Source organism: Streptomyces sp. RLA012 (genome assembly GCF_056270325.1).
On the sequence record NZ_JBWDPA010000002.1, the window covers coordinates 2,868,203 to 2,894,328 of the forward strand.

The window sequence follows — 26,126 nt, forward strand, 5'->3', positions numbered from 1 at the left end:
GTCTCCTTCATTGATGTGCGCGTTCCCACCGCATCCTGCCGCCACGACGTCTTGGCCGATCCGCTAAGGTAAGGCTAAGTTAGGTAATCCTTACCGCCAGACCTGATGACGGCGTGCGACTGCGGTGCGCCTCGGCAGATATCTCGATGTCGAGATAACTCTAGTACATGGGGGCGGGCTGGTCATGCCCGGGCTGCCGTTCGGCCGGTTGTCCTGCCCGGTGGACCTGGGGCGGTCCCAGTCTTCCTGAGGCATCGCCGCCGCGCCCTCCCTGCCGTCGCCGTGGCGGGCGGACACCGCCAGGAAGCGGGGGCGGGGATCGAAAAGGGTTTGCGGACGGGGCCGCGGTCGGATAGACGTTACGGCCGAACCCCTGTCACGAGGGTTGAGGGTTCACCACAGCGACACGACAGCGAGAGGAGGGACGAGCCGATGATCCCCATGATCACCGCGCTTCTGTCCTCCCGGGGCGCGGACCGCGTCTGACCCCGGAGCGGACGGGCGCCTTCACCGGAGCGTGCCTTGACCGTGGAACAGAACGACCTGACCATGCGTCCGATCAACGGACGCGAAGAACTCGACCTCTTCTCCCGACTGCCCTACCTCCTCAACGAGGAACTGGCGGACGACCTCGCCGGCGGCCGCCGACGTCCGGAATGGATGTGGGTCGCCCTGCGCGGTGACCGCCTCCTGGCCAGGGCAGCCTGGTGGAGCCGACCCGGCGGCGACACCCCCCTCGTCCTGGACATCCTCGACATCGACGACAGCATCTCCGGTCCCGGTCGAGTGAACAGTCGAGTGGACATCGGGGTGCGACTTCTGCGCACCGCGATGGCCGCCACCCTCCCGAGCGCGTCGCCTCCCCCTGAGTACAGCCGTTTCGTCCCGCCGGACTGGCGTGGGAACGCGCCGACCAGACAAGCCGTCGAGGACCGCATGACGGTACTGGAACGGACCGGTGCCCGGCTCTTCGTCGAACGGCTGCGCCTGGAATGGCGTCCGCAATCGCCGGTTCCCGAGCCCGCCGGGCGCCTTGTGTTCCGGCCGATGCACGACGCCGAGGAACTCGTGGCTCTGATGGCCTCGGTTCTGGACGGCACGCTGGACGCACATGGCCGTCACGACCTGACCCGGATGTCCGCCCAGGAGGCGGCCGTCAGGCACTACGAGGGCAAGCTCGCGCGGTACACGAGCCCGCAAGAGTGGTGGCGGATCGCAACGCTGCCCCAAGGAGAGCGAGTGGGGTTCGTCCTCCCGGCCCACAACGGCTACAACCCGATCGTCGCCTACATCGCGGTCCTGCCCGCGCACCGCGGCAATGGCTACATCGACGAACTTCTCGCCGAGGGCACCCACATCCTCGCCGAGCGGAACGTCCCTCGCATCCGGGCGTCCACCGACCTCGGCAACGTCCCGATGGCGCGTGCCTTCCGGCGCGCCGGATACGTCGATTTCGGGCGGGAGATCAATATGACCTGGAGCTGATCGGGCCTTCGGCCAGTGGTGTCCCTGTTCGGCCGGGAGTCGTTGACGCGGCCCCGTGCTCCCGGGGCGCGTGGGAATGGGAATCCGCGCGCCCCGGTGATCTGTGGGGGGCCGGGCCCCGGCTGGTGCGCGACGGGGGCCACCCCGGTCGTACGGCTTCCTGGCACCGTCAGTACCAGGCACGTCCGGGAGCGGCGGTGCACAGTGGTCGTATGGCGAGTACGGAGTTCGGGCGGACGGTACGGCGTTGGCGCGACCGGGTCTCCCCGGAGACCGCCGGGCTGCCGGCCGGCGGCCACCGGCGGGCGGCCGGGCTGCGCCGCGAGGAGCTGGCCCTGCTCGCCGGGATCTCGGTCGACTACATCACCCGCCTCGAACAGGGCCGCGCGGCCAACCCCTCGGAACAGGTCGTCGAGGCCCTCGGCCGCGCCCTGCGGCTCTCCGGCACCGAGCGCGAACACCTCTTCCGTCTCGCCGGGCTGGTCCCCCCGGGACACGGCACGGTGCCCGCCTACATCACACCGAGCGTGCAGCGGATGCTGGACCGGCTGACCGGGACGCCCGTCGCGGTCTACGACGCGGCGTGGACCCTGCTGCTGGCCAATCCGCTGTACGCGGCGCTGCTGGGAGACCCGTCCGGGTGGCGCGGCAACGAGCGCAACGGCGTGTGGCGCAACTTCGTCGGGCCGGGCACCCGCGTCCGCCACACGCCCGAGGCCCGGCGCGCGTTCGAGACCACGCTCGTCTCCGACCTGCGCGCGACCGCGAGCCGGTATCCGGCGGACCAGCGGCTGCGGCGCCTGATCGAGGAACTGCGCGCGCACAGCGACCGGTTCGCCGAGCTGTGGGATTCCGGAGCCGTGGAACACCACGAGGCCGCGCGCAAGACCGTCGACCATCCACAGGTGGGCACCCTGGCGCTGGACTGCGACGTGCTCAGCGTCGCGGGCAGCGATCTGCGCATCATGATCTACACCGCCGAGCCCGGCACGGAGGACGCCGAACGGGTCGCGCTCCTCGGGGTGCTCGGCACACAGACGCTCGTGGAGCAGGGTCGCCCGGCGGGCAACTGAAACTTCGCGGGCAACCCTCGGCCGTTCGGGGGTACTTGGTGGGGGCCGGGACGCACCCGGCACCGTACACCGCCCTGAGGGGGCCACCCATGCCACTCACGTTCCGCAAGAGCTTCCGCATCCTTCCCGGAGTGCGGCTGAACATCAACCGGCGCTCATGGTCGATCACCACGGGCGGCCGGCACGGACCGCACCACACCCGCAGCAGCACCGGACGCCGGACCACGATGGGGGTCCCCCCGCTCGAGCGAAGTCGAGAGTGGGGGAGGATCTGCCGGGCCCCTTCGGCTGGCGGCGCAGCACGCGCCGCCGGGACCGCTGACCTCCCCGCCGGCATCCCTCGGCGGCGGCCACCCGGCCGCCACCGAGGGCCCGCACGGTACTGCGACTGCCGCCCCACACCCACGACTTCGCCGACCCGGGCCGTACGACGAGTGCTCCAGGTATGGGCGGTATCGCCCCTCCCGTGCGCCGCGAACTCCCCTGTGGGCACACTGTGCTGAACCCCACTACCCGGACGGCTGCGCTCCATTTTTCTTTATCTCACATCAGATATACGGTCACGCCATGGCAGACGACTACCTCGTACGCATCGGCAAGCTCATCCGTGACGCCCGGCAGCATCGGGGCTGGACACAGTCACAACTTGCCGAGGCGCTCGGCACCAGCCAGAGCGCCGTCAATCGCATCGAGCGCGGCAACCAGAACATCAGCCTTGAGATGATCGCCCGAATCGGTGAAGCCCTGGACAGCGAGATCGTCTCTCTGGGCTACGCGGGTCCGATGCATCTGCGTGTGGTCGGCGGACGTCGTCTGTCCGGCTCGATCGACGTCAAGACCAGTAAGAACGCGTGTGTCGCGCTGCTGTGCGCGACGCTCCTGAACAAGGGGCGCACGGTGCTGCGCCGGGTGGCCCGGATCGAAGAGGTCTACCGCCTCCTGGAGGTGCTCGGTTCGATCGGCGTCCGCACCCGCTGGATCAACGACGGGGTCGACCTGGAGATCGTGCCCCCGAGCGAGCTGGAGATGGAGGCGATCGACGCCGAGGCGGCGCGTCGCACCCGCTCGATCATCATGTTCCTCGGCCCGCTGCTGCACCGCATGGACGTCTTCAGGCTGCCGTACGCGGGCGGTTGCGACCTGGGCACCAGGACCATCGAACCGCACATGATCGCGCTGCGCCGCTTCGGACTCGACATCGCCGCCACCGAAGGGCTCTACCACGCCCAGGTGGACCGCGCGGTCTCCCCCGACCGTCCGATCGTGCTGACCGAGCGCGGCGACACCGTGACCGAGAACGCGCTGCTCGCCGCCGCCCGCCACAACGGCGTGACCGTCATCCGCAACGCGTCCTCCAACTACATGGTCCAGGACCTGTGCTTCTTCCTGGAGGCCCTGGGCGTACGGGTGGAGGGCATCGGCACGACCACCCTCACCGTGCACGGTGTGCCGAACATCGACGTGGACGTGGACTACTCGCCCTCCGAGGACCCGGTCGAGGCGATGAGCCTGCTGGCCGCCGCCGTGGTCACCGAGTCGGAGCTGACGGTACGCCGGGTGCCGATCGAGTTCCTGGAGATCGAGCTCGCGGTCCTGGAGGAGATGGGCCTCGACCACGACCGCACGCCGGAGTACTTCGCCGACAACGGCCGTACGCGGCTGGTGGACCTGACGGTCCGGCCCTCCAAGCTGGAGGCGCCCATCGACAAGATCCACCCGATGCCGTTCCCCGGCCTGAACATCGACAACGTGCCGTTCTTCGCGGCCATCGCGGCCTCCGCGCAGGGCAAGACCCTCATCCACGACTGGGTCTACGACAACCGGGCGATCTACCTGACCGACCTCAACCGGCTCGGCGGGCGGCTGCAGCTCCTCGACCCGCACCGGGTGCTGGTCGAGGGCCCGACCCGCTGGCGCGCCGCCGAGATGATGTGCCCGCCCGCGCTGCGGCCCGCCGTCGTGGTCCTGCTGGCGATGATGGCGGCCGAGGGCACGTCCGTCCTGCGCAACGTGTACGTCATCAACCGCGGCTACGAGGATCTGGCCGAGCGGCTCAACTCCATCGGGGCGCAGATCGATACGTTCCGGGACATCTGAGACAGCCGGAAAGGTGGCGGGGCCCGCCGGGGGACGTCTGTGTGCCGTCCGGTGGGCCCCGCCGTGGTTTCTCGGCCAGGTGCCCCTCTCAGCCCTTCACGAGGGCGGTTCAGTCCTCCATGAGCGTGATGTCCTGCTGCCGCGTCGCGTGGAACAGCGGCAGCGGCAGGCCGCCCACGCCGGGGCTCAGCTCCATCAAGGTGGCCTCCACATGGGCGCCGCCCGGCTTGAGGGTGCCGGGTGTGCGCTTCTCCGAGTTGGTCCAGCGGTGCTCCGCGCCGTCACAGACCGCCGCGGTGCCACCGATGCCGTAGCGGATCCGGGGGTCGTCCTGCGACACCGACGAGGACACCAGGACCGGGCCGGTACTGCTCAGACAGCGGTAGGTGCCCGAGAGGGTGACGGTTCCGTCGGCCCCGAGGTGACCGGTCGAATCGACGGTGACCGTCTCGGACGGCGCCGACAGGGCCCCGGCGGACACCGCGACGGCGGCCGGGGTGAGCAGCAGCAGGAGCGCGGCGCCGGTGGCCGCGCCGATGACCTGGCGCAAGGACATGGAAGTACCTCCTGGAACGTGAGGGGCTCCACAGGTACCCGGCCCACGCGGCGGAGGCAGTGATCGTCACCCCATTGGTGGCGAGTCCGGTCCGTGCGTCATGGGAACGTTCGAGAGTTGTCCGTGTGTTGTCACGCTTCTCGACCGGTGGTTCCGGTGAGTTCGCCGCGGGAGCATGGTCTTAACCATGCGAGGCGGCGACCGCGCCGCCGACACTCATCGCATCCGACGTGGAGGTGCGTCATGTGTTCCCACCGACCCCTGTGCCCGTCCGCGGACTCCAATGTTCCGCACATCGTCTCGGCCCACCCCGAGCAGGGCTGGAGCCTGCTGTGCAACGGCGCGATCGTCTTCGACGACAGCGGTGAACTGCTCCCCGACGGCAGCGTGGTCGCTCCGCACCGGGTGTTCGCCGAGAAGCTGGCCGTCGCCGCCTGACCGTCGTTCCCTAGGGCAGCACCGCGAAGCCGTCCAGTTCGACCAGGGCCCGTTCGTCCCAGAGGCGGGCGGCCCCTACCACGGCCATCGCGGGATAGTCGCGACCCGCCAACCGCCGCCAGACGCGCCCCAGTTCGGGGGCCTCGGCGCGATAGCCGGCGACGTCCGTGGCATAGACCGTGACCCGTGCGAGGTCGGCCGGGGTTCCCCCCGCGGCCCGCAACGCGGTCAGCAGGTTCGTCAGCGCGTTCTCGAACTGCTCCGGAAGGGTATCGCCGACCACCTTCCCGTCCGTGTCCAGCGCGGTCTGGCCCGCCAGGAAGACGAGGCGGGTGCCGGTGGCGACGACGGCGTGCGAGAAGCCGGTGGGCGGGGAGAGCTCGGGCGGGTTGACGCGCTCGATGCCGCTCATGGGACCTCCAAGGTCTCGGCGCTCACGGCACCTTCACCGACGCGTACAGCTCCTTGGCGATGACCGCCCGTTGGACCTCGCTCGCACCCTCGTAGATACGCGGCGCGCGGACCTCCCGGTAGAGGTGTTCGAGCAGATGGCCTCGGCACAGGGCGCGGGCGCCGTGCAGCTGGACCGCCGCGTCGACCACGTACTGGGCCGTCTCGGTCGCCAGCAGCTTCGCCATCGCCGCGCGCCGCGGTACGTCCGGGGCCCCCGCGTCGTAGGCCGCCGCCGCCGCGTACACCATCAGCCTGGCCGCCTCCGTGCGCAGCGCCATCTCGGCGACCTGGTGGGCCACCGTCTGCAGATCCTTCAATGTGCCGCCGAACGCCTCCCGCCCGGCCGTGTGCGTGAGCGTCGCCCCCAGCGCCGCCTCCGCCATGCCGACCGCGAAGGCGCCCACGCTCGGGCGGAAGAGGTTGAGGGTGTGCATCGCGACCCGGAAACCGTGGTCGGGTTCGCCGAGCACGTCGTCCGCCGTCACCGGTACGGCGTCGAAGGTGAGGGAGCCGATGGGGTGCGGGGAGAGCATGTCGATCGGACTGCCGGCGAGGCCGGGGCGGTCGGCGGGCACGAGGAAGGCCGTGACGCCGCGGGATCCGGCGCCCGGGGTGGTGCGCGCGAAGACCGTGTAGAAGTCGGCCTCGGGGGCGTTGGAGATCCAGCATTTCTCGCCGGTGAGCCGCCAGCGACCGGAGCCGTCGGACTCGGCGACGGGAGAAGCCTGCGACTCGGCGACGGACGAGGCCTGCGACTCGGCGACGGGAGAGGTACCGGGCCCCGCGGGCGAGGAATCGTCGACCTGGGGGCCGTCCCGTTCCGCGCGCAGCGCCAGGGCGGCCGCATCGGAGCCCGCGCCCGGCTCGCTGAGCGCGAAGGCGGCCACCGCGCTGCCCTCCGAGACCCGGGGCAGCCAGTGCTCGCGCTGGGCCCGGGTGCCGTACATGTGCACCGGATGCGCGCCCAGACCCTGCAGGGCGAGCGCCGTCTCGGCCTCCGTGCAGCCGTGCGCGAGGGATTCCCGCATCAGGCACAGGTCGAGGGCGCCCGAGGTGAACAGACGGGCGAGCAGCCCGAGCCGGCCCAACTCGGCGACCAGGGGTCGGTTGACGTGGCCGGGCTCGCCCTTCTCCGCCAGCGGGCGCAGCTGCTCCGTGGCCAGGGTGCGCAGTTCGGCGCGCCAGGCGGTTTGCTCCGGATCGAGCGAGAATGCGGTCATTGCCGGTTCCCTCTCCCCTGTCGGGCCGTCTGCCCTGCCGGCCTCGAAACCCAGGTTATCGCGGGACGTTGACTGTCGTCACCAACACGATACGCTCCTTGTGCGAGACGTGAGACGCGAGCCCACCAAGACAAGGGGGCGAACCTCCATGGACCCCGGCGGCACCCTGGGGCCGAAGACCTCGGCCCATGTCGACACCTTCGCCCGCGACCACCTTCCGCCCCCCGAACAGTGGCCCGAACTCCCTTTCGACCTGCCCGAGCTGCGTTACCCCGATCGGCTGAACTGCGCCGCCGAACTCCTCGCGGACAAGCATCCGCAGCGCCCCGCCTTCCGTACGCCGTCCGGCGACCTGTGGACGTACGGGCAGCTCCTCGACCGGGTGGACCGGATCGCCCATGTCCTGACGGCCGAGCTGGGCGTCGTGCCCGGCAACCGGGTGCTGCTGCGCGGGCCCACCACCCCCTGGCTGGCCGCGTGCTGGCTGGCGGTCCTGAAGGCGGGCGCGGTCGCCGTCACCGTGCTCGCCCAGCAGCGCCCGCACGAGCTGACCGCCATGTGCGGGATCGCCCACGTCACGCACGCGCTGTGCGACGTACGGTCGGTCGACGACCTGGCCAAGGCGGAGATCCCGGGACTGCGGATCACCCCGTACGGCGGCGACGCGCCCGACGATCTGCTGCTGCGGATCACGGGCGCCCCGGACGAGCCGTTCACGGCCGTCGACACGGCGGCCGACGATGTCGCGCTGATCGCGTTCACCTCGGGGACCACCGGTCGGCCCAAGGGCTGTGCGCACTTCCACCGCGATGTGCTGGCGATAGCGGACACCTTCTCCAAGCATGTGCTGCGGCCGCGCGAGGACGACATCTTCGCCGGCAGTCCCCCGCTCGGCTTCACGTTCGGGCTCGGCGGACTCGTCGTCTTCCCGATGCGCGCCGGGGCCTGCTCCCTGCTGCTGGAACAGGCGGGTCCGAGGCAGCTGTTGCCCGCGATCGCCGAGCACCGCGTCTCCGTGCTGTTCACCGCGCCGACCGCCTACCGGGCGATGCTGGCGGAGCTGGCCGGGCACGACACGGCCTCGCTGCGGCGCTGTGTGTCCGCGGGCGAGAACCTGCCGGCCGCGACCTGGCGGGCCTGGCACACCCGCACCGGACTGCGCATCATCAACGGCATCGGCGCCACCGAACTGCTGCACATCTTCATCTCCGCCGCCGACGAGCACATCCGCCCCGGCACCACGGGCGTCCCCGTCCCGGGATGGCACGCGCGCGTGGTCGACGCCGACGGGGTGCCGGTGCCGGACGGCGAACCCGGACTGCTGGCCGTACGCGGGCCCGTCGGCTGCCGCTATCTCGCCGACCCACGCCAGCGGGAGTACGTGCGCGACGGCTGGAACATCACCGGCGACACCTATGTACGCGACCCGGACGGCTACTTCCGGTACGTCGCCCGCGCCGACGACATGATCATCTCGGCGGGGTACAACATCGCGGGGCCCGAGGTCGAGGACGCCCTGCTGCGCCACCCGGACGTGGTGGAGACGGCGGTGGTGGGGCGGGCCGACGAGGCGCGCGGGCAGGTCGTGGTGGCGTACGCGGTCCTCAGGGGCGGCGCGGACAAGGACGCCGAGGCGCTGCGCGCCTTTCTCAAGTCCGAGCTGGCGCCGTACAAATGCCCCCGCGAGTTCGTCTTCCTGGACGCGCTGCCGCGCACGGCGACGGGGAAGCTGCAGCGCTTCCGGCTGCGTACGGACGCCCCGCCGCCGAGTCCGGAGGGCCCCTCGCCATCCGCGCCGGAGAGTGATGTGTCCACCGGCGGCGATCCCAAGTGATCTTCGAGCACTAGAGTGATCAACGTGTCAGAGCAGCACGCCCCCCGGTCCCTCATCGTCACGTTCTACGGCGCGTACGGCCGTTTCATGCCCGGCCCCGTTCCGGTGGCCGAGCTGATCCGGCTCCTCGCCGCGGTCGGCGTCGACGCGCCCTCCGTGCGCTCGTCGGTGTCCCGGCTCAAGCGCCGCGGGCTGCTCGAACCGGCCCGTACGGCGGCGGGGGCCGCGGGGTACGCGCTGTCGACGGACGCACGCCAACTGCTGGAGGACGGCGACCGGCGGGTGTACGCGACGACGCCTCCCGAGGACGGCGGCTGGGTGCTCGCCGTCTTCTCCGTACCGGAGTCGGAGCGGCAGAAGCGGCACGTGCTGCGCTCACGCCTCGCCGGTCTCGGCTTCGGGACGGCGGCCCCCGGGGTGTGGCTCGCCCCGGCCCGGGTCTACGAGGAGACCCGGCACACCCTGGCACGGCTGCGGCTCGATCCGTACGTGGAGCTGTTCCGCGGGGAGCACCTGGGCTTCGCGGCGACGGCGGACGCGGTCGCGCGCTGGTGGGACCTGGCCGCGATCGCCAAGCAGCACGAGGCGTTCCTCGACCAGCACGCGACCGTGCTGCACGCCTGGGAGCGGCGCGCGGACACACCGCCCGAGGAGGCGTACCGCGACTATCTGCTCGCCCTGGACACCTGGCGCCACCTTCCGTACGCCGACCCCGGGCTGCCCGCCGCGCTGCTGCCGCAGGACTGGCCGGGCGTCCGCTCGGCGGCCGTGTTCCGGGCGCTGCACGAGCGGCTGCGGGACACGGGGGCGAGCTTCACCGATCCCACCGATGTGTGAGGTCAGTTACATCATGAGGCGCTAAGGGAACCCTCAGCCCAGCGCATCGGCCTGGTCGCCTGTAAAGGGTCTGTACGCCCGGCGGGCCGCGGGCCGGCTCACCGGACTCACCGGCGTCGACGACCCGTACGAGCCACCGCTCGACCCGGCGGACGGCTCGACGCTCACGGCGGGCATGGCCGACCTCTCCGCCCAGCCCCCGGATAACGCCCTTCGGTGATCATCAACTCCCCAGTGAAAGCCGGGGTTTGGGGGCGTCGGTGCGTCCGGTCTGCGGGCGCCTGCTGCCCGCGCGGTAGGGCTTCGGCCAGGCCACACCCGGACCCTCGTACCCCTGCTCGGCCGCCGCGTGCAGCGTCCAGTGCGGGTCGTAGAGGTGCGGCCGGGCGAGTGCGCACAGATCCGCGCGTCCGGCCAGGATCAGGGAGTTGACGTCGTCCCAGGAGGAGATCGCGCCGACGGCGATCACGGGGAGGCCGGTCTCGTGGCGGATCCGGTCGGCGAACGGCGTCTGGTACGAGCGGCCGTACTCGGGGTGTTCGTCGGCGACCACCTGCCCGGTCGACACATCCACCGCGTCGGCGCCGTGCGCGGCGAAGGCCCGCGCGATCGCGACGCCCTCGTCCCCGGTGTTGCCGCCCTCGGCCCAGTCGGTGGCGGAGATCCGGACGGTCATGGGCCGTTCCTCCGGCCACACGGCCCGTACGGCGTCGAAGACTTCGAGCGGGAACCGCAGCCTGCGCTCCAGCGCGCCCCCGTACGCGTCGGTGCGCCGGTTGGTGAGCGGCGAGAGGAAGCCGGAGAGCAGATAGCCGTGCGCGCAGTGCAGTTCGAGGAGGTCGAAGCCGCAGCGGGCGGCGCGCCAGGCGGCGGCCGCGAACTGCTCCCGGATGTCGGTGAGTTGGGCGCGGGACAGCTGGCGGGGTGTCTGGCTGCGCGGTCCGTACGGGATCGGGGAGGCGGCCACGAGCGGCCAGTTGCCCTCCTCCAGCGGTTCGTCGATGCCCTCCCACATCAGCTTGGTGGAGCCCTTGCGGCCGGAGTGACCGAGTTGTACGCCGATGGCGGTACCGGGCGCCTGGGCGTGTGCGAAGCGGGTGATGCGCCGCCAGGACTCGGCCTGCTGGTGTGAGTAGAGGCCCGCGCAGCCGGGTGTGATGCGGCCCTCGGCGCTCACGCACACCATCTCGGTCATCACCAGGCCCGCGCCGCCGAGCGCCCGTGCCCCCAGGTGGACGAGGTGGAAGTCGCCGGGGACGCCGTCCACGGCCGAGTACATGTCCATGGGTGAGACGACGACCCGGTTGCGCAGGGTCAGACCGCGCAGCCGCAGCGGGGTGAACATCGGCGGCGTACCCGGCGGACAGCCGAACTCGCGCTCGACCGCAGCCGTGAAACGCGCGTCGCGCAGCCGCAGGTTCTCGTGCGTGACACGGCGGCTGCGGGTGAGCAGGTTGAACGCGAACTGACGGGCGGGCTGGCCGAGATACAGCCCCAGGTTCTCGAACCACTCCAGGCTGGCGCGCGCCGCCCGCTGTGTGGACGCGACGACGGGGCGCCGCTCCTCCTCGTACGCCATCAGCGCCTCGGGCAGGTCGGTGTGCTCCTCCAGGCAGGCGGCCAGGGCAAGCGCGTCCTCGACCGCCAGCTTGGTGCCGGAGCCGATGGAGAAGTGGGCGGTGTGCGCGGCGTCGCCGAGGAGCACCAGATGGGCGGTCGACCAGTGGTCGTTGACCACCGTCCGGAAGGTGGTCCAGGCCGAGTGGTGGGAGCGCAGCTGGCGTCCGCCGAGCGCGTCCGCGAAGATCTTGGCGCACCGCTCGACGGACTCGGCCTCGTCGGCTTCCGCGAAACCGGCCGCCCGCCAGACCTCCTCGCGCATCTCGACGATGACGGTGGAGGCGCCGAATTGATTCTGTGGCCCGGAGGGCCTCGTTGAGGGGTGGTGGTCGGGCGACGGGCGGGAGTACGGATAGCCGTGCAGTTGCATCACGCCGTGCTCGGTCTCGACGATCTCGAAGTGGAAGGAGTCGAAGGCGAAGTCGGCGGCGAGCCAGATGTAACGGCACCGGTGTTCTTGCACGGACGGTCCGAACGCCTCCGCGTACTCCGCCCGTGTGAGGCTGTGCACCCCGTCGGCGGCGACGACCAGGTCGTACGCCGCCAGGAGTTCGGCGACCGGCGGGGCCTGGGTCCGGAAGCGCAGCTCCACACCGAGCGAGCGGCAGCGTTCGTGCAGGATCTCCAGGAGCCGACGCCGGCCGAGCGCCGCGAAGCCGTGGCCGCCCGAGGTGTGACGAACTCCCCGGTGCACGATGTCGATGTCGTCCCAGCGCACGAACTCGTCCTGCAGCGCCGCGTACACGACCGGGTCGGCGTGCTCGATCCCGCCGAGCGTCTCGTCGGACAGGACCACACCGAAGCCGAAGGTGTCGTCGGGCGCGTTGCGCTCCCAGACGGTGACCTCGCGGCCGGGGTCGAGCCGCTTGAGGAGCGCGGCGGTGTAGAGCCCACCGGGGCCGCCGCCGATGACGGCGACGCGCAGGGCGGCGCACGGCCGCGCGGTCACGGCTATCGCCCCCGCCATTTCGGCGTCCGCTTCTCGGTGAACGCCGCGTGGAACTCGGCGTAGTCCTCGCCGGTCATCAGGAGGGCCTGGGTCGAGGCGTCGAGTTCGACGGAGGCGGCGAGCGGCATGTCCAGTTCGGCGGTGAGCAGGGCCTTGGTCTGGGCGTACGCGAGGGCCGGGCCCTCGGCCAGACGGCGGGCCAGCCGCTGGGCGGCCTCGTCCGCACGGCCCTCGTCGGTCAGCTCGCTGATCAGGCCGATCCGTTCGGCCTCGGGCGCGCGGACCGGTTCGCCGAGCATCAGCAGCCGGGTCGCGTGGCCGAGCCCGACGACCCGGGGCAGCAGATAGGCGGCGCCCATGTCGCCGCCGGACAGCCCGACGCGGGTGAAGAGGAAGGCGAACCGGGCGCTCGGGTCGGCCACCCGGAAGTCGGCGGCCAGGGCGAGGACGGCTCCGGCGCCCGCCGCGACCCCGTGCACCGCCGCGATCACCGGGAACGGGCACTCCCGTACGGCCCGTACGACCTGTCCGGTCATCCGGTTGAAGTCGAGGAGCTGGGCGGTGTCCATGGACAGGGTCGCGCCGATGATCTCGTCGACGTCGCCGCCGGAGCAGAAGCCGCGCCCCTCCCCCGCCAGTACCAGGGCCCGCACCGACCGCTCGCGGGACAGCTCGGCGAGCAGGTCCCGCAGGTCGGCGTAGGCGCCGAAGGTGAGGGCGTTGAGTTTCTCGGGGCGGGCCAGGGTGACCGTGGCCACCCCGTCGGCGACCGCGCACCTGAGGTGCTGCCAGTCGGGGGTGCGGGCGGCGGAGCCGGTGAAGGGACTCATGACGGGCGGCCTCCTCGGGCGGGGGCGGCGGTCTGCGCTACTCCATGAAGCTATCACCACTCTGTGACTGTCGTCACGTGCACGCGATAACGCCGTCGCGAACTGACCGTTTCCCGTCACCGGGTCACGGAACCTCGATAACCCCGTAACGACGGCAGCACCTCGCGGGAGACGGAGCGTCGACCTGGGTACGCAGCCTCATGCCGAGCCGAATGTCCCGCCGAACGTCCCGCCGAACGTCCCGCCGAACGTCCTTGGAGGATGCGCACCGAATGACCCTGAAAGCGCCCCCCGAACGTCTCTGTCCGGCCGGGCCGTACCATTCCTAAAGTTGAAAGCAGGACAGCCTGCTCCACGAACGGACCCGCCTTGCACGACATCCCCGCCCCCGCCTCCTGGCGCATCGCGCTGCCGCACACCGCCGCGGCCGTGCCGGTCGCCCGTGCCCTGGTCCGCACCGCGCTGGCCGAGCTGAAGCACGCGGCCGACAGCGACACCGCGGAGCTGCTCACCGCGGAGCTGGTCGCCAACGCCGTGGAGCACACCGCGGGGGACGGTCCCATAGAGCTGGTCGTGCAGCTGATGCCGACCGGCTGTCAGGTCGAGGTGCACGACCCGGACCCGGAGCCGCCGGGCGACCTCACGGTGCCCGAGCCGTCCGGCGAGCCCGACCCCTGGCAGGAGCACGGGCGCGGCCTCCTCCTCATCCGCACCCTCAGCTCCTCCTGCGGCCACCGCCCCACCGGTTCCGGCAAGGCGGTCTGGTTCAGACTGCCCGTGATACCCGTTCAGCGACGTCCGGCGTAGCCTCCGCCTCGGGCCGGGCCCCGAGGGGACTCCCGGTCAGGCCAGGGTGGCGACCATGACCGCCTTGATGGTGTGCAGCCGGTTCTCGGCCTCGTCGAAGACGACCGAGTGCGCCGACTCGAACACCTCGTCCGTGACCTCCAGCGAGTCGAGGCCGTGGGTCTCGTGGATCTCACGGCCGACCTTGGTGCCGAGGTCGTGGAAGGCCGGGAGGCAGTGCAGGAACTTCACGTCCGGGTTGCCGGTGGCGCGCAGCACGTCCATCGTCACGGCGTACGGGGACAGCGCGCCGATGCGCTCGTCCCACACCTCCTTGGGCTCGCCCATGGAGACCCAGACGTCGGTGGCGACGAAGTCGGCGCCGTGGACGCCCTCCGCGAGGTGCTCGGTGAGGGTGATGCGGCCGCCGCTGCTCTCGGCGAGTTTGCGGGCGCGGGCGACGATCTCGTCGGCGGGCCAGTAGGCCCGCGGGGCGACGATCCGGACGTCCATGCCGAGCAGCGCACCGGTGACCAGGTAGGAGTTGCCCATGTTGAAACGGGCGTCCCCCAGATAGGCGAAGGCGATCTCGCCGAGCGGCTTGTCGCAGTGCTCGGTCATGGTGAGCACGTCGGCGAGCATCTGGGTGGGGTGCCAGTCGTCGGTCAGACCGTTGTAGACGGGCACTCCGGCGTACGCGGCCAGCTCCTCGACGGCGGCCTGGCTGTCCCCCCGGTACTCGATCGCGTCGAACATGCGGCCGAGGACGCGCGCGGTGTCCTTCACCGACTCCTTGTGGCCCATCTGCGAGCCCGTCGGGTCCAGGTAGGTCGTCGAGGCGCCCTGGTCCGCGGCCGCGACCTCGAAGGCGCAGCGCGTACGGGTGGAGGTCTTCTCGAAGATCAGCGCGATGTTCCTGCCCCGCAGGTACTGCGTCTCGGTCCCGGCCTTCTTGGCCGCCTTGAGCTCGGCGGCCAGCTCGATCAGACCGCGGAACTCCTCCTCGGCGAAGTCCAGCTCCTTGAGGAAGTGGCGTCCGGCGAGGGCGGTCGGGACTGTCGCCATGGGGCGCTCCAGGGGTACGGGGACGGGGCGAACAAAGAAACGTATGCAAGTCTATACGACGGTCAACATTTATATACGGCGACTTCTCGGGAGGCCCTGCGAGCCCGACATCAAACCCCCACCGCGTCCCTCTCCACGGGGCAGCTCATGCACCGAGGCCCGCCCCGCCCCCTCCCCAGCTCACTCCCGGGAATCTCGATCACCTCGATGCCCTGCTTCCGCAGATGCGTATTGGTGGTCACGTTCCGCTCGTAGGCGACGACGACCCCCGGCTCCACCGCGAGGACATTGCACCCGTCGTCCCACTGCTCCCGCTCCGCCGCGTGCACGTCCTGCGTCGCGGTCAGCACCCGGATCTCGTTCAGCCCCAGCGCCGCCGCGATCGCCCGGTGCATGTGCTCCGGCGGATGGTCGGTGACCTTCAACTCCTTGTCCCCCACGCCCGGTTCGATGGTGTACGAGCGGAGCATGCCGAGGCCCGCGTACTGGGTGAAGGTGTCGCCGTCGATCATCGTCATCACGGTGTCGAGGTGCATGAAGGCCCGCCGCTTGGGCATGTCGAGCGCCACGATCGTACGGGCGGACTCGGCGGCGAACAGCTTGTGCGCGAGCATCTCGACCGCCTGCGGAGTCGTCCGCTCGCTCATCCCGATGAGCACCGCGCCGTTGCCGATGACGAGCACGTCACCGCCCTCGATGGTGGAGGGATAGTCCGCCTGCCCCTGCGACCAGAGGTTGAAGCTCTCGTCGCGGAAGAGGGGATGGTGCCGGTAGATCGCCTCGAAGTGCACGGTCTCGCGCTGCCGGGCCGGCCAGCGCATGGCGTTGATGGAGACCCCGTCGTAGATCCAGGCGGAGGTGTCCCGGGTGAAGAGGTGATTGGGGAGCGGGCCGAGCAGGAAGTCGTCGAGGTCCATGACATGGAAGCGCACGGAGGTCGGCTCCGGGTGGGCGTCCAGGAACTCCCGCTTGGTCATCCCGCCGATCAGCGTGGCCGCGAGCTCCGGGGCGGGCAGGGTCTCGAAGGCGGCCCGGAGGTGGTCGGTGGCGAGCGGCCCGTACTCCTTCTCGTCGAAGACGCGGTCCAGGACGAGCGACCTGGCGGCCGGTATCCCCAGGGCCTCCGCGAGCAGATCACCGAACTGGTGGACGATGACCCCGCGGTCGCGCAGCACGTCCGCAAACCCGTCGTGCTCCGCGCGGGCCCGGCGCACCCACAGCACGTCGTCGAAGAGCAGGGCGTCCTTGTTGCTGGGGGTGAGCCGCTTGAGTTCGAGATCGGGCCTGTGCAGGATGACGCGGCGCAGCCGCCCGGCCTCGGAGTCGACGTGGAATCCCATGCCTCCATCCTGACCATCCGGACGCCTGTTCACCCGCGGATCGACGGGAGACGGACGAGTTCATTTCGTCCCCTTGACGATAAGGGGGTCTCTTCGTTATCGTCAATGCGACGACAAAAGCCATCACAGCGGGTCGCCCGGATCGACACCCGGCGACGAGGGGGTACCCATGGCCGACATCACCCGGCGTCTCGGCCGGCGCCATCTGCGCGGGGCGCCGACCGCCCATGTGCGCCACCACCGGTCGGGCCGACTGGTGCACGACGGCCCCGGGCTCAGCTTCTGGTACCCCTCACTGACCGCCGCGCTCTCCGAAGTTCCGGTCGACGACCGCGAGTTGGCGATGACCTTCCACGCCCGTACGTCCGACTTCCAGGACGTCGCGGTGCAGGCGACCGTCACCTACCGCATCGTCGATCCGGCGATCGCCGCCGCGCGCCTGGACTTCTCCATCGACCCCGACACCGGCGCCTGGCGCGGCGCGCCCCTCGAACAGCTGGGTTCGCTGCTGACCGAGACGGCCCAGCAGCACGCGCTGGACGTGCTGGCCCGTACGTCGCTGGCGTCAGCCCTGGTCGACGGCGTCGCGGCGGTACGGGAGCGGATCGCGGGCGGACTCGCCGACGAGCCCCGGCTGCCCGCGACGGGGATCGAGGTGGTGGCCGTACGGGTCGTCGCGCTGCGCCCGGAACCCGAGGTGGAGCGGGCGCTGCGCACCCCCGCCCGCGAGCAGATCCAGCAGGAGGCGGACAAGGCGACGTACGAGCGCCGGGCCGTCGCCGTCGAGCGGGAGCGGGCGATCGCCGAGAACGAGCTCGCCAGCCAGATCGAACTCGCCCGGCGCGAGGAGCAGTTGGTCGACCAGCGCGGCACCAACGCGCGCCGCGAGGCGGAGGAGCACGCGGCGGCCGACGCGGTGCGGGCCGGGGCGGAGGCGGCCCGCACCGTACGCCTCGCGGAGGCGGAGGGCACCCGGGTGGTACGGCTCGCCAAGGCCGAGGCCACGGCCGCGCGCGAGGTCGGCGAGGCGCGGGCCACGGCGCAGGCCGCCTGGCTGCGGGTCCACGAGGAGGTGGACGTCGCCACGCTGCACGCCCTGACGGGCACCCGGCTCGCCGAGAACCTGCCCCGCATCGACAGCGTCACGGTGTCGCCGGACGTCCTGACGGGGCTGCTCGCCAGGCTGGGCCACGGCACCTCCGGGGAACCGGCGCGGTGAGCCTCGCACCCCGGGTCGTCCTCGTCCATCGCACCACGGAGTACGAGGAGTTGGTGGCCCGGCACGGGACGCACGGACAGGCGGCGTTCTTCCTCTCCTCGCGCGGGCGGGACATCGCGGAGGTGGCCGAGCGGCACCGGCGGGCCCGGGAGGCGCTGGCCGAGGTGGTGTCCGCGGTCCCTCTGACATGGCGTCAAGCGCGCGTCGAACGCCAGGACCTGGACCGTTTCCTCTTCGCGCCGGAGGACGTGGTGGTCGTGGTCGGGCAGGACGGGCTGGTGGCGAACGTCGCCAAGTACCTGACGGGACAGCCGGTGGTGGGGATCGACACCGACCCCGGGCGGAATCCGGGGGTGCTGGTACGGCACCGCTCCCAGGACGCGGGCGCGCTGCTCGCCTCGGCGCACGGGGGCCGGGCCGACGAGCTGACCATGGTCGAGGCGGTCGCGGACGACACCCAACGGCTGCTCGCGCTGAACGAGATCTATCTGGGAACCGCGAGCCATCAGACGGCCCGCTATCGGCTGGGGCTCGACGAGTACGGGGGTGCCGTCGAGCCCCAGGCCTCCTCCGGGGTGCTGATCGGTACCGGAACGGGGGCCGGCGGGTGGCTCCGCTCGGTCTGGCAGGAGCGCGGGGGCGTCCTGCCGCTGCCGGGCCCCACGGACGAACGTCTGCTCTGGTTCGTCCGCGAGGCCTGGCCGTCACCGGCCACCGGCACGTCCCTCGTGGCCGGCTCCCTCACCGCCTCCGCCCGCCTCTCCCTCACGGTCGAGTCCGACCGCCTCATCGCGTTCGGGGACGGTATGGAGGGCGACGCGGTGGAGCTGGTGTGGGGGCAGACGGTACGGGTGGGGGTGGCGGGGGTGAGGCTGCGCCTGGTGAGCTGAATCTTTCAGGAGCGCGGGGCGAAGCCCCCGCCCCAGGGACGCGGGGAACTGCGCGCCCGGCCCCCACCGGCCCGCAGCCGAAGAACCACCCCGGGGTCTGGGGCGGAGCCCCAGGGGATGGGACGGGTAGGGGCGGCGGGGGCGAGAAACTCCTACAGACGTGGGTCCACCGGCTCCGACTCCAGCGCCAACACCCCGAACACCGCCTCATGCACCCGCCACAACGGCTCCCCCTCCGCCAGCCGGTCCAACGCCTCCAACCCCAGCGCGTACTCCCGAAGCGCGAGCGACCGCTTGTGGTTCAGGAACCGCCCCCGCAGCCGGGCGAGGTTCTCGGGACGCGTGTACTCCGGACCGTAGATGATCCGCAGGTACTCACGCCCCCGGCACTTGACGCCCGGCTGCACCAGCCGCCCCTGCCCGCCCCGCACCACCGCGCCGACCGGCTTGACGACCATGCCCTCACCGCCGCGCCCGGTCATCTCCAGCCACCAGTCGATCCCGCCCCGCACGGACTCCGCGTCCCCGGTGTCCACGAACAGCCGCCGAGTCGTCTGCAGCAACCCGCTCCCGTCCTGCTCGACGAGCCGGTCGATGAGCGCGAGCTGCTCGTCGTGCGGCACCGCGGCGAGGCTGCGGCCCTGGCCGGCGAGGATCTGGAAGGGAGCGAGCCGCACCCCGTCCAGCCCTTCCGTCGTCCAGCAGTACCGCCGGTACGCCTCGGTGAACGCCGCCGCGTCGGCGGCCCTCTCCCGCTGCCTGCCGAGCAGTTCGCGTACGTCGACACCCCGCGCCGCGGCACCTTCGAGCGCGGCCAGCGCCCCCGGGAACACGGCCCCGGACGCGGCGCCGACCGCCGCGTACTGACTGCGCAGCAGCCCGGCCGCCTTGAGCGACCACGGCATCAGCTCGGCGTCGAGCAGCAGCCAGTCCGTGCGCAGTTCCTCCCACAGACCCGCCGCCCCCACGGCCGCCCGCAGCCGCCCGAGGATCTCCTCGGTGACGGCGGCGTCGTCGAAGAAGGGCCGGCCGGTACGGGTGTACAGCGAACCCGTGGGCCCCTCGGCCACACCGAACCGCTCCCGCGCCACCCCCGCGTCCCGGCAGACCAGCGCCACCGCCCGCGACCCCATGTGCTTCTCCTCGCACACCACCCGGTCGACGCCGTCCTCCTTGTACTGGGCGAAGGCCTCGGCGGGGTGCTCCAGATAGCCCTCCACCCGGGAGGTGGCGGTCGGGGCCATCGTCGGCGGGAGATAGGGCAGCAGGCGCGGGTCGATCGCGAACCGGCTCATGACCTCAAGAGCCGCCGCCGCGTTCTCCTCGCGCACCGCCACCCGCCCGGCGTACCGCGTCTCGACGGCCCGCCGTCCCCGCACGTCCGCGAGGTCCAGCGGACGGCCCTCGTGACCGCCGGGCGCCTCGGAGGCCAGCGGCTTCGTCGGCTCGTACCAGACCCGCTCGGCCGGTACGTCGACGAGCTCGCGCTCCGGCCAGCGCAGCGCGGTGAGCCTGCCGCCGAACACCGCGCCGGTGTCGAGGCAGATGGTGTTGTTCAGCCAGGTGGCCGTCGGGACCGGGGTGTGACCGTAGACGACGGCCGCGCGGCCCCGGTAGTCCTCCGCCCACGGGTAGCGCACCGGCAGGCCGAACTCGTCCGTCTCCCCGGTCGTGTCGCCGTACAGCGCGTGCGAGCGCACCCGGCCCGACGTACGGCCGTGGTACTTCTCGGGCAGACCGGCGTGGCAGACCACGAGCCGCCCGCCGTCGAGGACGTAGTGACTGACGAGTCCGTCGACGAACTCCCGCACGCGGGTGCGGAATTCGTCGCTCTCGCCGTCCAACTGCTCGATGGTCTCGGCCAGTCCGTGGGAGTGCTGGACCTTGCGGCCCTTGAGGTGACGGCCGAGCTTGTTCTCGTGGTTGCCGGGCACGCACAGGGCGTTGCCGGACGCGACCATGGACATCACACGGCGCAGGACACCCGGGGTGTCCGGGCCGCGGTCGACGAGGTCGCCCACGAAGACGGCCGTACGGCCCTGCGGATGCGCCCCGTCGGCGTAACCGAGCTTGCCGAGCAGGGTCTCCAGCTCGGAGGCGCAGCCGTGGATGTCTCCGACGATGTCGAAGGGGCCGGTGAGGTGGGCCAGGTCGTTGAACCGCTTCTCCGTCCTCACCTCGGCGCTCTCGATCTCCGCCACGCCCCGCAGAACGTGCACCTTCCGGAATCCCTCGCGCTCCAAGCTCCGCAGGGAGCGGCGGAGTTCGCGGATGTGGCGCTGGATGACGCGGCGCGGCATCTCGGACCGGTCGGTGCGGGAGGCGTTGCGTTCGGCGCACACCTCCTCCGGCACGTCCAGCACGATCGCGATGGGCAGCACGTCGTACGTCCTGGCGAGCTCGATCAGCCGGCGGCGGCTCTCCTGCTGGACGTTGGTCGCGTCCACGACCGTGCGCCGGCCTGCCGCGAGCCGCTTGCCCGCGATGTAGTGCAGGACGTCGAAGGCGTCGCCGCTGGCGCTCTGGTCGTTCTCGTCGTCGGCGACCAGGCCACGGCAGAAGTCGCTGGAGACGACCTCGGTCGGCTTGAAGTGCCGGCGGGCGAAGGTGGACTTGCCGGAGCCGGACGCGCCGATCAGGACGACGAGGGAGAGGTCGGTGACGGGCAGACTGCGCCCCTGGGTGGTGTCGTCGCCGGTCATGCGGCCTTCTCCTCCTTCGTGGTGGTCGGGGTGGTGGCGGGGGCGGGGGTGGTGGCGGTGGCGGTGGCGAGGGTGAAGACGGCCATCTGGGTCGGCGGACCGACCTCGGGGTCGTCGGGGCCGACGGGCGTGAACTCCACGTCGTAACCGTGCCGCCCGGCCACCTGGTGGGCCCACGCCCGGAACTCCTCCCGGGTCCATTCGAAGCGGTGGTCGCCGTGCCGGGAGTGTCCGGCCGGGAGGGTCTCCCAGCGGACGTTGTACTCGACGTTCGGCGTCGTCACCAGGACCGTACGGGGGCGGGCGGAGCCGAAGACCGCGTACTCCAGGGCGGGCAGCCGGGGCAGGTCGAGGTGCTCGACGACCTCGCTCAGCACGGCGGCGTCGTACCCCTTGAGACGGTTGTCGGTGTAGGCGAGCGAGCCCTGCAGCAGCCGCACGCGCGCGGCCTGCCGCTCGCCCATCCGGTCCAGCTTCAGCCGTCGCGAGGCGATGGTGAGCGCGCGCATCGACACATCGACCCCGACGATCTCGGTGAACCGCACGTCCTTGAGCAGCGCCTGCACCAACTGACCCTGACCGCAGCCGAGGTCGAGCACGCGGGCCGCGCCCGACGCGTGCAGCGCGGTGAGGATCGCGTCCCGGCGCTGGACAGCGAGCGGGATCGGCTTCTCCTCCGTGTCCGCCTCCTCGTCGACCGCGTTGTCGATCTCCTCGACCTCGGTGTCGTCGGCCTCGGCGAGCCGTACGAGCTCCAGCCGCTCCATCGCCTCCCGCGCCAGCGACCAGCGGCGCGACAGATACCGGCCGACGATCAGCTTCTGCTCGGGGTGGTCCGGCAGCCAGCCCTCGCCCGCCCGCAGCAGCTTGTCGACCTCGTCGGAGGACACCCAGTAGTGCTTGGCGTCGTCGAGCACCGGGAGCAGGACGTAGAGGTGGCGCAGCGCTTCGGCGAGCGTCAGACCCGACGCCTCCAGTTCCAGGCGTACGTAGCGGGAGTCGCCCCACCCGGGGAACTCCGCGTCCAGCGCCACGGCCTCGGCCGTCACCGTCCACCCGAGCGGCTCGAACAGCTTGTGTACGAGGTCGGCGCCGCCCCTGGCGGGAAGTGCGGGCACCTCGATCCGGAGCGGCAGCGGCCGTGCGGGCAGCTCCGGCTTCGCGGCGCACTGACCCTTCATCGCGCTGGAGAACACCGCGCTGAGCGCCACGGCGAGCAGCGACGAGGCGGCGTACGGGCGGTCGTTGACGTACTGCGCGAGCGCGGCGTCGGGTGCGCCGCCGCGGCCCTTGCCCTTGCCGCGCCGGACCAGCGCCACCGCATCGACCTCCAGCAGGAGCGCCGCGGTGCAGCGCTCGGCGGACGCCTCGGGGTAGAGAACGTGGGCCGTGCCGTAGGAGGTCGAGAACGCCTGCGCCTTGTCGGGATGCTTGTGCAGCAGAAAGCCGAGGTCGGTGGCGGGGCGCTCCGGGGTACCGGTGGTACTGATCGTCAGGAACACTGTGAGTCTGCCTCGAAACGTCTTCTGAGCTGCGGATACGTACCCTGCCGTCCAACGCCGCGCACCAGGTGTGCACATGCGTCGAACGCCGGTGAACCACAGCGATGGGAGGGCGCGCCGGGGGAATCACTGCTCCCGGCCTGTCGTCGGCGCGCTCGCCCCAACGTATAGCGAACGCCCCTGGCGGACCCGGGAATTTTCCCTCGCTAGTCCTGGTGCAGGCTCTGGTTCCGGTGCACGCTCCCGCTCTCGTCGGCGTTCTCGTTCGCGCTCATGTCCTGGGTGCCGATGACGGAGAGCAGTTCGAGCTGGGCGGCGCCCTCGGTGCCGGGCGGGGCGGTGAACCACAGCAGGCGCTGGCGTCCGTCCTCGCTGAACAGGCTGTGGCAGTCCAGCTCGATGACGCCCAGCACGGGGTGGACGATGCGCTTGTGATCGGTCCGGCGCAGGGCGACGTCGTAGGTGTCCCACAGCACGGCGAACTCCTCGCTGCGCCGCCGCAGCGCGGCCACCATGCCGGCCACCTCGCTGTCGCGACCGCGCCGGGCGGCCACCGCCTGGAGGTCGGCCACGAAGACCCGGGAGTGGTGCGGATGATCGTCCGGCGGATAGGTCGCTCGGGCGGCCGTGTCGGTGAACCAGCGGTACACGAGGCTCGCCGCCGGGCCGCTCACCGCCGGGGGCCGGCCGACGAGCGCGACGGCCGCCGCGTTCTGGACAAGGGTCTCGTGCAGATCGGTGATGACCTGCGCCGGAGTCGTGCCGAGCCGGTCCAGCAGGCCGAGCAGGGCCGGCTGGACATGCGCGGTCGGGCCGTGCGCCGCGGGCGGGAGGGGGCGACCGGCCAGGTGGAACAGGTGGTCGCGGGCGTCGCCGCCCAGCCGCAGCGCGCGGGCGAGGGCGGCCAGGGCCTGTTCCGAGGGCTGGGCGCCGCGGCCGCGTTCCAGCTCGGTGTAGTAGTCCGCCGACAGTCCGGCCAGCTGGGCTACCTCCTCGCGCCGCAGGCCCGGCACCCGGCGCCGCGGACCGGTGGGCAGGCCCACGTCGGCCGGTCGGATCCGGTCGCGGCGGGACTTCAGGAACGCGGCGAGCTCGGAAAGGTTCACCCCCTCATCGTCGCCCATCGTCGTGCGCCGGACGAGGTCCGAGCCTGGGGGTGACAACCCCAGGGTGGGTGCAGCCCTGGCCGGGAGCGCGGCGGGGGCCGATCGTGAGGTCCAGGTGTCCAGGTGTCCAGGTACCGCACGTACTCCGACCGGAAAGCCGGGAGAACGACCATGCCCTTCGCGAATTTCAAGATCCCCGCCGGCACCCTCACCGAGAAGGAGAAGGAACAGATCATCACCCGCACCACCGACCTGTACGCCGAGATCTACGGCGAGCGTGCCCGCGCCAACACCCTCGTCCTGGTCGAGGAGGTCGCCGACGGCGGCTGGGGCTTCGGCGGAGACGTCCTGACCCTCGCCAAGCTTCAGCAGACACCGGAGACGGCACCGGAGACAGCACGGGAGTCGACACCCGAAACGGCACCCGAGAGCCTGCCGGGAGAACGGTCTGTTTCGGATGGGGCGGAGGTTCCGGGTGGGGCGGCTGATGTGACCGGTGCATGATGGGTGTATGGATCTTCGAGTCTTCACCGAACCGCAGCAAGGGGCGACCTACGAGACGCTGCTCCGCGTCGCCAAGGCCGCTGAAGACCTCAACTACGGAGCCTTCTTCCGCTCCGACCACTATCTGCACATGGGATCCGTCGACGGGCTCCCCGGGCCCAGCGACGCCTGGATCACGTTGGCCGGCCTCGCACGCGAGACGAACCGGATCCGTCTCGGCACGCTGATGACGGCCGCCACCTTCCGCCTTCCCGGTGTCCTGGCCATCCAGGTCGCCCAGGTCGACCAGATGTCGGGCGGGCGGGTGGAATTCGGTCTCGGTTCCGGCTGGTACGAGACCGAGCACGAGGCGTACGGAATCCCGTTCCCCAAGGAGAAGTTCGGGCGGTTGGAGGAACAGCTCGCCGTCATCACGGGCCTGTGGGAGACGCCCGTCGGCGAACGGTTCACCTACGAGGGGAAGTACTACCAGCTCAAGGACTCCCCCGCGCTCCCGAAGCCCGCACAGCCGAGGGTGCCGGTCCTGATCGGCGGGCACGGCGCCAAGCGGACTCCGGCGCTGGCCGCGCGGTACGCCGACGAGTTCAACGCCCCCTTCGCCTCGCTCGCCGACACGGAGCAGCAGTTCCAGCGGGTGCGGGCGGCGGCCGAGGAGGCCGGGCGCAAGGGCGACGACCTGGTGTACTCGAACGCGCTCGTCGCCTGCGTCGGCAGGACCGATGTCGAGCTGAAGCGACGCGCGGAGGCCATCGGGCGTGACGTCGACGAGCTGAAGGAGAACGGCCTCGCGGGCTCTCCCGCACAGGTCGTCGAGAGGATCGCCCAGTACCAGGCCGTCGGGTCACAGCGCATGTACATGCAGATGCTCGACCTCGACGACCTGGACCACCTGGAACTGATCGCCGCTGAGGTCATGCCGCAACTCGACTGAGGTCACGCAGAACGGGCTGAAGACGCGCGCCCGCGCCCCTCAGGGGCGCGGGGAACTGCGCGACCAGCCCCCACCCACCCGCACCTACCCGGTCGCCCACCCCCGCTCCACCACCCCCTGATCCCGCGCCGCCAACCGTCTCAGCATCTCCAGAACCCGGTCCCGGGACTCGTCCGCCGCGTCGATCGCCTCCATGCACTGCCAGTACGTCCCCTGGTCGTCCGCCGCGCAGGCGACCCCGACGAGCGCGATCCCGACCTCCCCGAGCAGCCCCCCGAGGCACAGCAGCGCCTCCCGCGCATCGCCCAACTCCGTGAGCCGAGCGGCCCGTAAGTCGCCGACGTCGGACGGTGGGGCGTCCAGGACACCGCAGCCCCGCCCCGCCAGCTCGGTCAGCCCGAGCGCCTCGCCCCGGAGCTCGGGCGGCCCCGAGACGGCGAACCGGCTGCCTATCGCCTGGGCCAGCGCGTGCGCCTGCCACGCCTCCGCCACCACCTCGTCCGTGTCCCCGCTCCCCGCCAGGGCACGCCTGCTCGCCATGATGAGCCGCACCGCGTCCATGCGCTGCCCCCGTCTGTCCCGACGCGCTCGTCGCACGTCCGCCCGAACTCCCCTGTCCACTACCCAGAGTGAGTGTCCGCGAGACGAAAAGCCAGAGGAAGCCCGAAATCTGTGGACACGGAATTGAA

Annotated in this window: 21 protein-coding genes and 3 pseudogenes; 13 read left to right on the plus strand and 11 right to left on the minus strand. The window is 71.5% G+C overall.

Features of this window, described 5'->3' with window-relative positions; genetic code table 11:
* Nucleotides 1–549: 549 nt before the first annotated feature.
* From RV986_RS13245 to RV986_RS13260, 4 genes and pseudogenes are all read left to right on the plus strand, one after another.
* On the plus strand, nt 550–1,485 hold the full coding sequence (locus RV986_RS13245; protein WP_475924269.1) for a GNAT family N-acetyltransferase: 936 nt from the start codon (nt 550–552) through the stop codon (nt 1,483–1,485).
* A gap of 212 nt (nt 1,486–1,697) precedes the next feature.
* Nucleotides 1,698–2,558 carry a helix-turn-helix transcriptional regulator gene (locus RV986_RS13250; protein ID WP_475917589.1) on the plus strand — a complete coding sequence of 287 codons (861 nt, stop codon included), beginning with the start codon at nt 1,698–1,700 and terminating at the stop codon, nt 2,556–2,558.
* Nucleotides 2,559–2,647: 89 nt separating this feature from the next.
* Nucleotides 2,648–2,880 (plus strand): annotated as a pseudogene (locus RV986_RS13255) (DUF4236 domain-containing protein).
* A 245-nt stretch (nt 2,881–3,125) separates the two neighbouring features.
* Nucleotides 3,126–4,655, plus strand: coding sequence for a helix-turn-helix domain-containing protein (locus RV986_RS13260; RefSeq protein WP_475917590.1), 1,530 nt, complete (start codon nt 3,126–3,128; stop codon nt 4,653–4,655).
* Nucleotides 4,656–4,764: 109 nt separating this feature from the next.
* On the opposite strand, the gene RV986_RS13265 is transcribed toward RV986_RS13260, so the two are convergent.
* Complete coding sequence (locus RV986_RS13265; RefSeq protein ID WP_475917591.1) at nt 4,765–5,211, minus strand: DUF6299 family protein; 447 nt, start codon at nt 5,209–5,211, stop codon at nt 4,765–4,767.
* Between the two features lie 243 nt (nt 5,212–5,454).
* Here RV986_RS13265 and RV986_RS13270 point away from each other — a divergent pair, with 243 nt between their 5' ends.
* Entirely contained in the window at nt 5,455–5,649 is a 195-nt protein-coding gene (locus RV986_RS13270) for a DUF5999 family protein (RefSeq protein WP_475917592.1), read from the plus strand.
* 10 nt (nt 5,650–5,659) lie between these two features.
* Here RV986_RS13270 and RV986_RS13275 read toward each other — a convergent pair whose 3' ends face one another.
* Nucleotides 5,660–6,061, minus strand: coding sequence for a RidA family protein (locus RV986_RS13275; protein WP_475917593.1), 402 nt, complete (start codon nt 6,059–6,061; stop codon nt 5,660–5,662).
* 22 nt (nt 6,062–6,083) lie between these two features.
* A complete protein-coding gene (locus tag RV986_RS13280) occupies nt 6,084–7,322 on the minus strand; it encodes an acyl-CoA dehydrogenase family protein (RefSeq protein WP_475917594.1) in 1,239 nt (412 codons plus the stop codon).
* Between the two features lie 148 nt (nt 7,323–7,470).
* On the opposite strand from RV986_RS13280, the gene RV986_RS13285 reads away from it, so the two are divergent.
* The 3 genes and pseudogenes from RV986_RS13285 to RV986_RS13295 all read left to right on the plus strand — a co-directional run.
* The gene (locus RV986_RS13285; RefSeq protein WP_475917595.1) at nt 7,471–9,156 is read left to right on the plus strand and encodes an AMP-binding protein; all 1,686 of its coding nucleotides are present in this window, start codon (nt 7,471–7,473) and stop codon (nt 9,154–9,156) included.
* Nucleotides 9,157–9,171: 15 nt separating this feature from the next.
* Nucleotides 9,172–9,993, plus strand: coding sequence for a PaaX family transcriptional regulator (locus RV986_RS13290; RefSeq protein WP_475917596.1), 822 nt, complete (start codon nt 9,172–9,174; stop codon nt 9,991–9,993).
* A gap of 61 nt (nt 9,994–10,054) precedes the next feature.
* A pseudogene (locus tag RV986_RS13295) lies at nt 10,055–10,213 on the plus strand (adenylyl-sulfate kinase); the annotation flags it as partial.
* Between the two features lie 3 nt (nt 10,214–10,216).
* Here the strand turns inward: RV986_RS13295 and RV986_RS13300 are convergent.
* Nucleotides 10,217–12,580, minus strand: coding sequence for a bifunctional salicylyl-CoA 5-hydroxylase/oxidoreductase (locus RV986_RS13300; protein ID WP_475917597.1), 2,364 nt, complete (start codon nt 12,578–12,580; stop codon nt 10,217–10,219).
* Nucleotides 12,565–13,392, minus strand: coding sequence for an enoyl-CoA hydratase family protein (locus RV986_RS13305; RefSeq protein ID WP_475917598.1), 828 nt, complete (start codon nt 13,390–13,392; stop codon nt 12,565–12,567). The genes RV986_RS13300 and RV986_RS13305 overlap by 16 nt, the downstream gene beginning before the upstream one ends.
* Before the next feature lie 369 nt (nt 13,393–13,761).
* Between RV986_RS13305 and RV986_RS13310 the strand changes: the two genes are divergently transcribed.
* The gene (locus RV986_RS13310) at nt 13,762–14,199 is read left to right on the plus strand and encodes an ATP-binding protein (protein ID WP_475917599.1); all 438 of its coding nucleotides are present in this window, start codon (nt 13,762–13,764) and stop codon (nt 14,197–14,199) included.
* 36 nt (nt 14,200–14,235) lie between these two features.
* Here the strand turns inward: RV986_RS13310 and argF are convergent, their stop codons facing one another.
* Complete coding sequence (argF, locus tag RV986_RS13315; RefSeq protein WP_475917600.1) at nt 14,236–15,243, minus strand: ornithine carbamoyltransferase; 1,008 nt, start codon at nt 15,241–15,243, stop codon at nt 14,236–14,238.
* A 110-nt stretch (nt 15,244–15,353) separates the two neighbouring features.
* Nucleotides 15,354–16,583: an arginine deiminase gene (locus tag RV986_RS13320; RefSeq protein WP_475917601.1), complete on the minus strand. Its 1,230-nt coding sequence runs from the start codon at nt 16,581–16,583 to the stop codon at nt 15,354–15,356.
* A 169-nt stretch (nt 16,584–16,752) separates the two neighbouring features.
* On the opposite strand from RV986_RS13320, the gene RV986_RS13325 reads away from it, so the two are divergent.
* Both RV986_RS13325 and RV986_RS13330 read left to right on the plus strand, forming a co-directional pair.
* Nucleotides 16,753–17,802: an SPFH domain-containing protein gene (locus tag RV986_RS13325; protein WP_475917602.1), complete on the plus strand. Its 1,050-nt coding sequence runs from the start codon at nt 16,753–16,755 to the stop codon at nt 17,800–17,802.
* On the plus strand, nt 17,799–18,692 hold the full coding sequence (locus tag RV986_RS13330) for a hypothetical protein (protein WP_475917603.1): 894 nt from the start codon (nt 17,799–17,801) through the stop codon (nt 18,690–18,692). The genes RV986_RS13325 and RV986_RS13330 overlap by 4 nt, the downstream gene beginning before the upstream one ends.
* 152 nt (nt 18,693–18,844) lie before the next feature.
* Here RV986_RS13330 and RV986_RS13335 read toward each other — a convergent pair whose 3' ends face one another.
* The 3 genes from RV986_RS13335 to RV986_RS13345 form a co-directional block, all read right to left on the minus strand.
* On the minus strand, nt 18,845–21,394 hold the full coding sequence (locus tag RV986_RS13335) for a polynucleotide kinase-phosphatase (RefSeq protein ID WP_475917604.1): 2,550 nt from the start codon (nt 21,392–21,394) through the stop codon (nt 18,845–18,847).
* Entirely contained in the window at nt 21,391–22,896 is a 1,506-nt protein-coding gene (locus tag RV986_RS13340) for a 3' terminal RNA ribose 2'-O-methyltransferase Hen1 (protein ID WP_475917605.1), read from the minus strand. Before RV986_RS13340 ends, RV986_RS13335 begins: the two co-directional genes overlap by 4 nt.
* A 206-nt stretch (nt 22,897–23,102) precedes the next feature.
* Entirely contained in the window at nt 23,103–24,002 is a 900-nt protein-coding gene (locus RV986_RS13345) for an MmyB family transcriptional regulator (RefSeq protein WP_475917606.1), read from the minus strand.
* A gap of 171 nt (nt 24,003–24,173) precedes the next feature.
* On the opposite strand from RV986_RS13345, the pseudogene RV986_RS13350 reads away from it, so the two are divergent.
* Both RV986_RS13350 and RV986_RS13355 read left to right on the plus strand, forming a co-directional pair.
* Nucleotides 24,174–24,383: pseudogene (locus RV986_RS13350) on the plus strand (tautomerase family protein); the annotation flags it as partial.
* 130 nt (nt 24,384–24,513) lie between these two features.
* Nucleotides 24,514–25,437: an LLM class F420-dependent oxidoreductase gene (locus RV986_RS13355; protein ID WP_475917607.1), complete on the plus strand. Its 924-nt coding sequence runs from the start codon at nt 24,514–24,516 to the stop codon at nt 25,435–25,437.
* Nucleotides 25,438–25,521: 84 nt separating this feature from the next.
* Here the strand turns inward: RV986_RS13355 and RV986_RS13360 are convergent, their stop codons facing one another.
* Nucleotides 25,522–25,998: a DUF6099 family protein gene (locus tag RV986_RS13360; RefSeq protein ID WP_475924270.1), complete on the minus strand. Its 477-nt coding sequence runs from the start codon at nt 25,996–25,998 to the stop codon at nt 25,522–25,524.
* Between the last annotated feature and the right edge of the window lie 128 nt (nt 25,999–26,126).

Coding starts and splice junctions, on each gene's coding strand:
- RV986_RS13245 (WP_475924269.1), top strand. CDS start 550: ATGCGTCCGATCAACGGACGCGAAGAACTCGACCTCTTCTCCCGACTG.
- RV986_RS13250 (WP_475917589.1), top strand. CDS start 1,698: ATGGCGAGTACGGAGTTCGGGCGGACGGTACGGCGTTGGCGCGACCGG.
- RV986_RS13260 (WP_475917590.1), top strand. CDS start 3,126: ATGGCAGACGACTACCTCGTACGCATCGGCAAGCTCATCCGTGACGCC.
- RV986_RS13265 (WP_475917591.1), bottom strand. CDS start 5,211: ATGTCCTTGCGCCAGGTCATCGGCGCGGCCACCGGCGCCGCGCTCCTG.
- RV986_RS13270 (WP_475917592.1), top strand. CDS start 5,455: ATGTGTTCCCACCGACCCCTGTGCCCGTCCGCGGACTCCAATGTTCCG.
- RV986_RS13275 (WP_475917593.1), bottom strand. CDS start 6,061: ATGAGCGGCATCGAGCGCGTCAACCCGCCCGAGCTCTCCCCGCCCACC.
- RV986_RS13280 (WP_475917594.1), bottom strand. CDS start 7,322: ATGACCGCATTCTCGCTCGATCCGGAGCAAACCGCCTGGCGCGCCGAA.
- RV986_RS13285 (WP_475917595.1), top strand. CDS start 7,471: ATGGACCCCGGCGGCACCCTGGGGCCGAAGACCTCGGCCCATGTCGAC.
- RV986_RS13300 (WP_475917597.1), bottom strand. CDS start 12,580: ATGGCGGGGGCGATAGCCGTGACCGCGCGGCCGTGCGCCGCCCTGCGC.
- RV986_RS13305 (WP_475917598.1), bottom strand. CDS start 13,392: ATGAGTCCCTTCACCGGCTCCGCCGCCCGCACCCCCGACTGGCAGCAC.
- argF (WP_475917600.1), bottom strand. CDS start 15,243: ATGGCGACAGTCCCGACCGCCCTCGCCGGACGCCACTTCCTCAAGGAG.
- RV986_RS13320 (WP_475917601.1), bottom strand. CDS start 16,583: ATGGGATTCCACGTCGACTCCGAGGCCGGGCGGCTGCGCCGCGTCATC.
- RV986_RS13325 (WP_475917602.1), top strand. CDS start 16,753: ATGGCCGACATCACCCGGCGTCTCGGCCGGCGCCATCTGCGCGGGGCG.
- RV986_RS13335 (WP_475917604.1), bottom strand. CDS start 21,394: ATGACCGGCGACGACACCACCCAGGGGCGCAGTCTGCCCGTCACCGAC.
- RV986_RS13355 (WP_475917607.1), top strand. CDS start 24,514: ATGGATCTTCGAGTCTTCACCGAACCGCAGCAAGGGGCGACCTACGAG.
- RV986_RS13360 (WP_475924270.1), bottom strand. CDS start 25,998: ATGGACGCGGTGCGGCTCATCATGGCGAGCAGGCGTGCCCTGGCGGGG.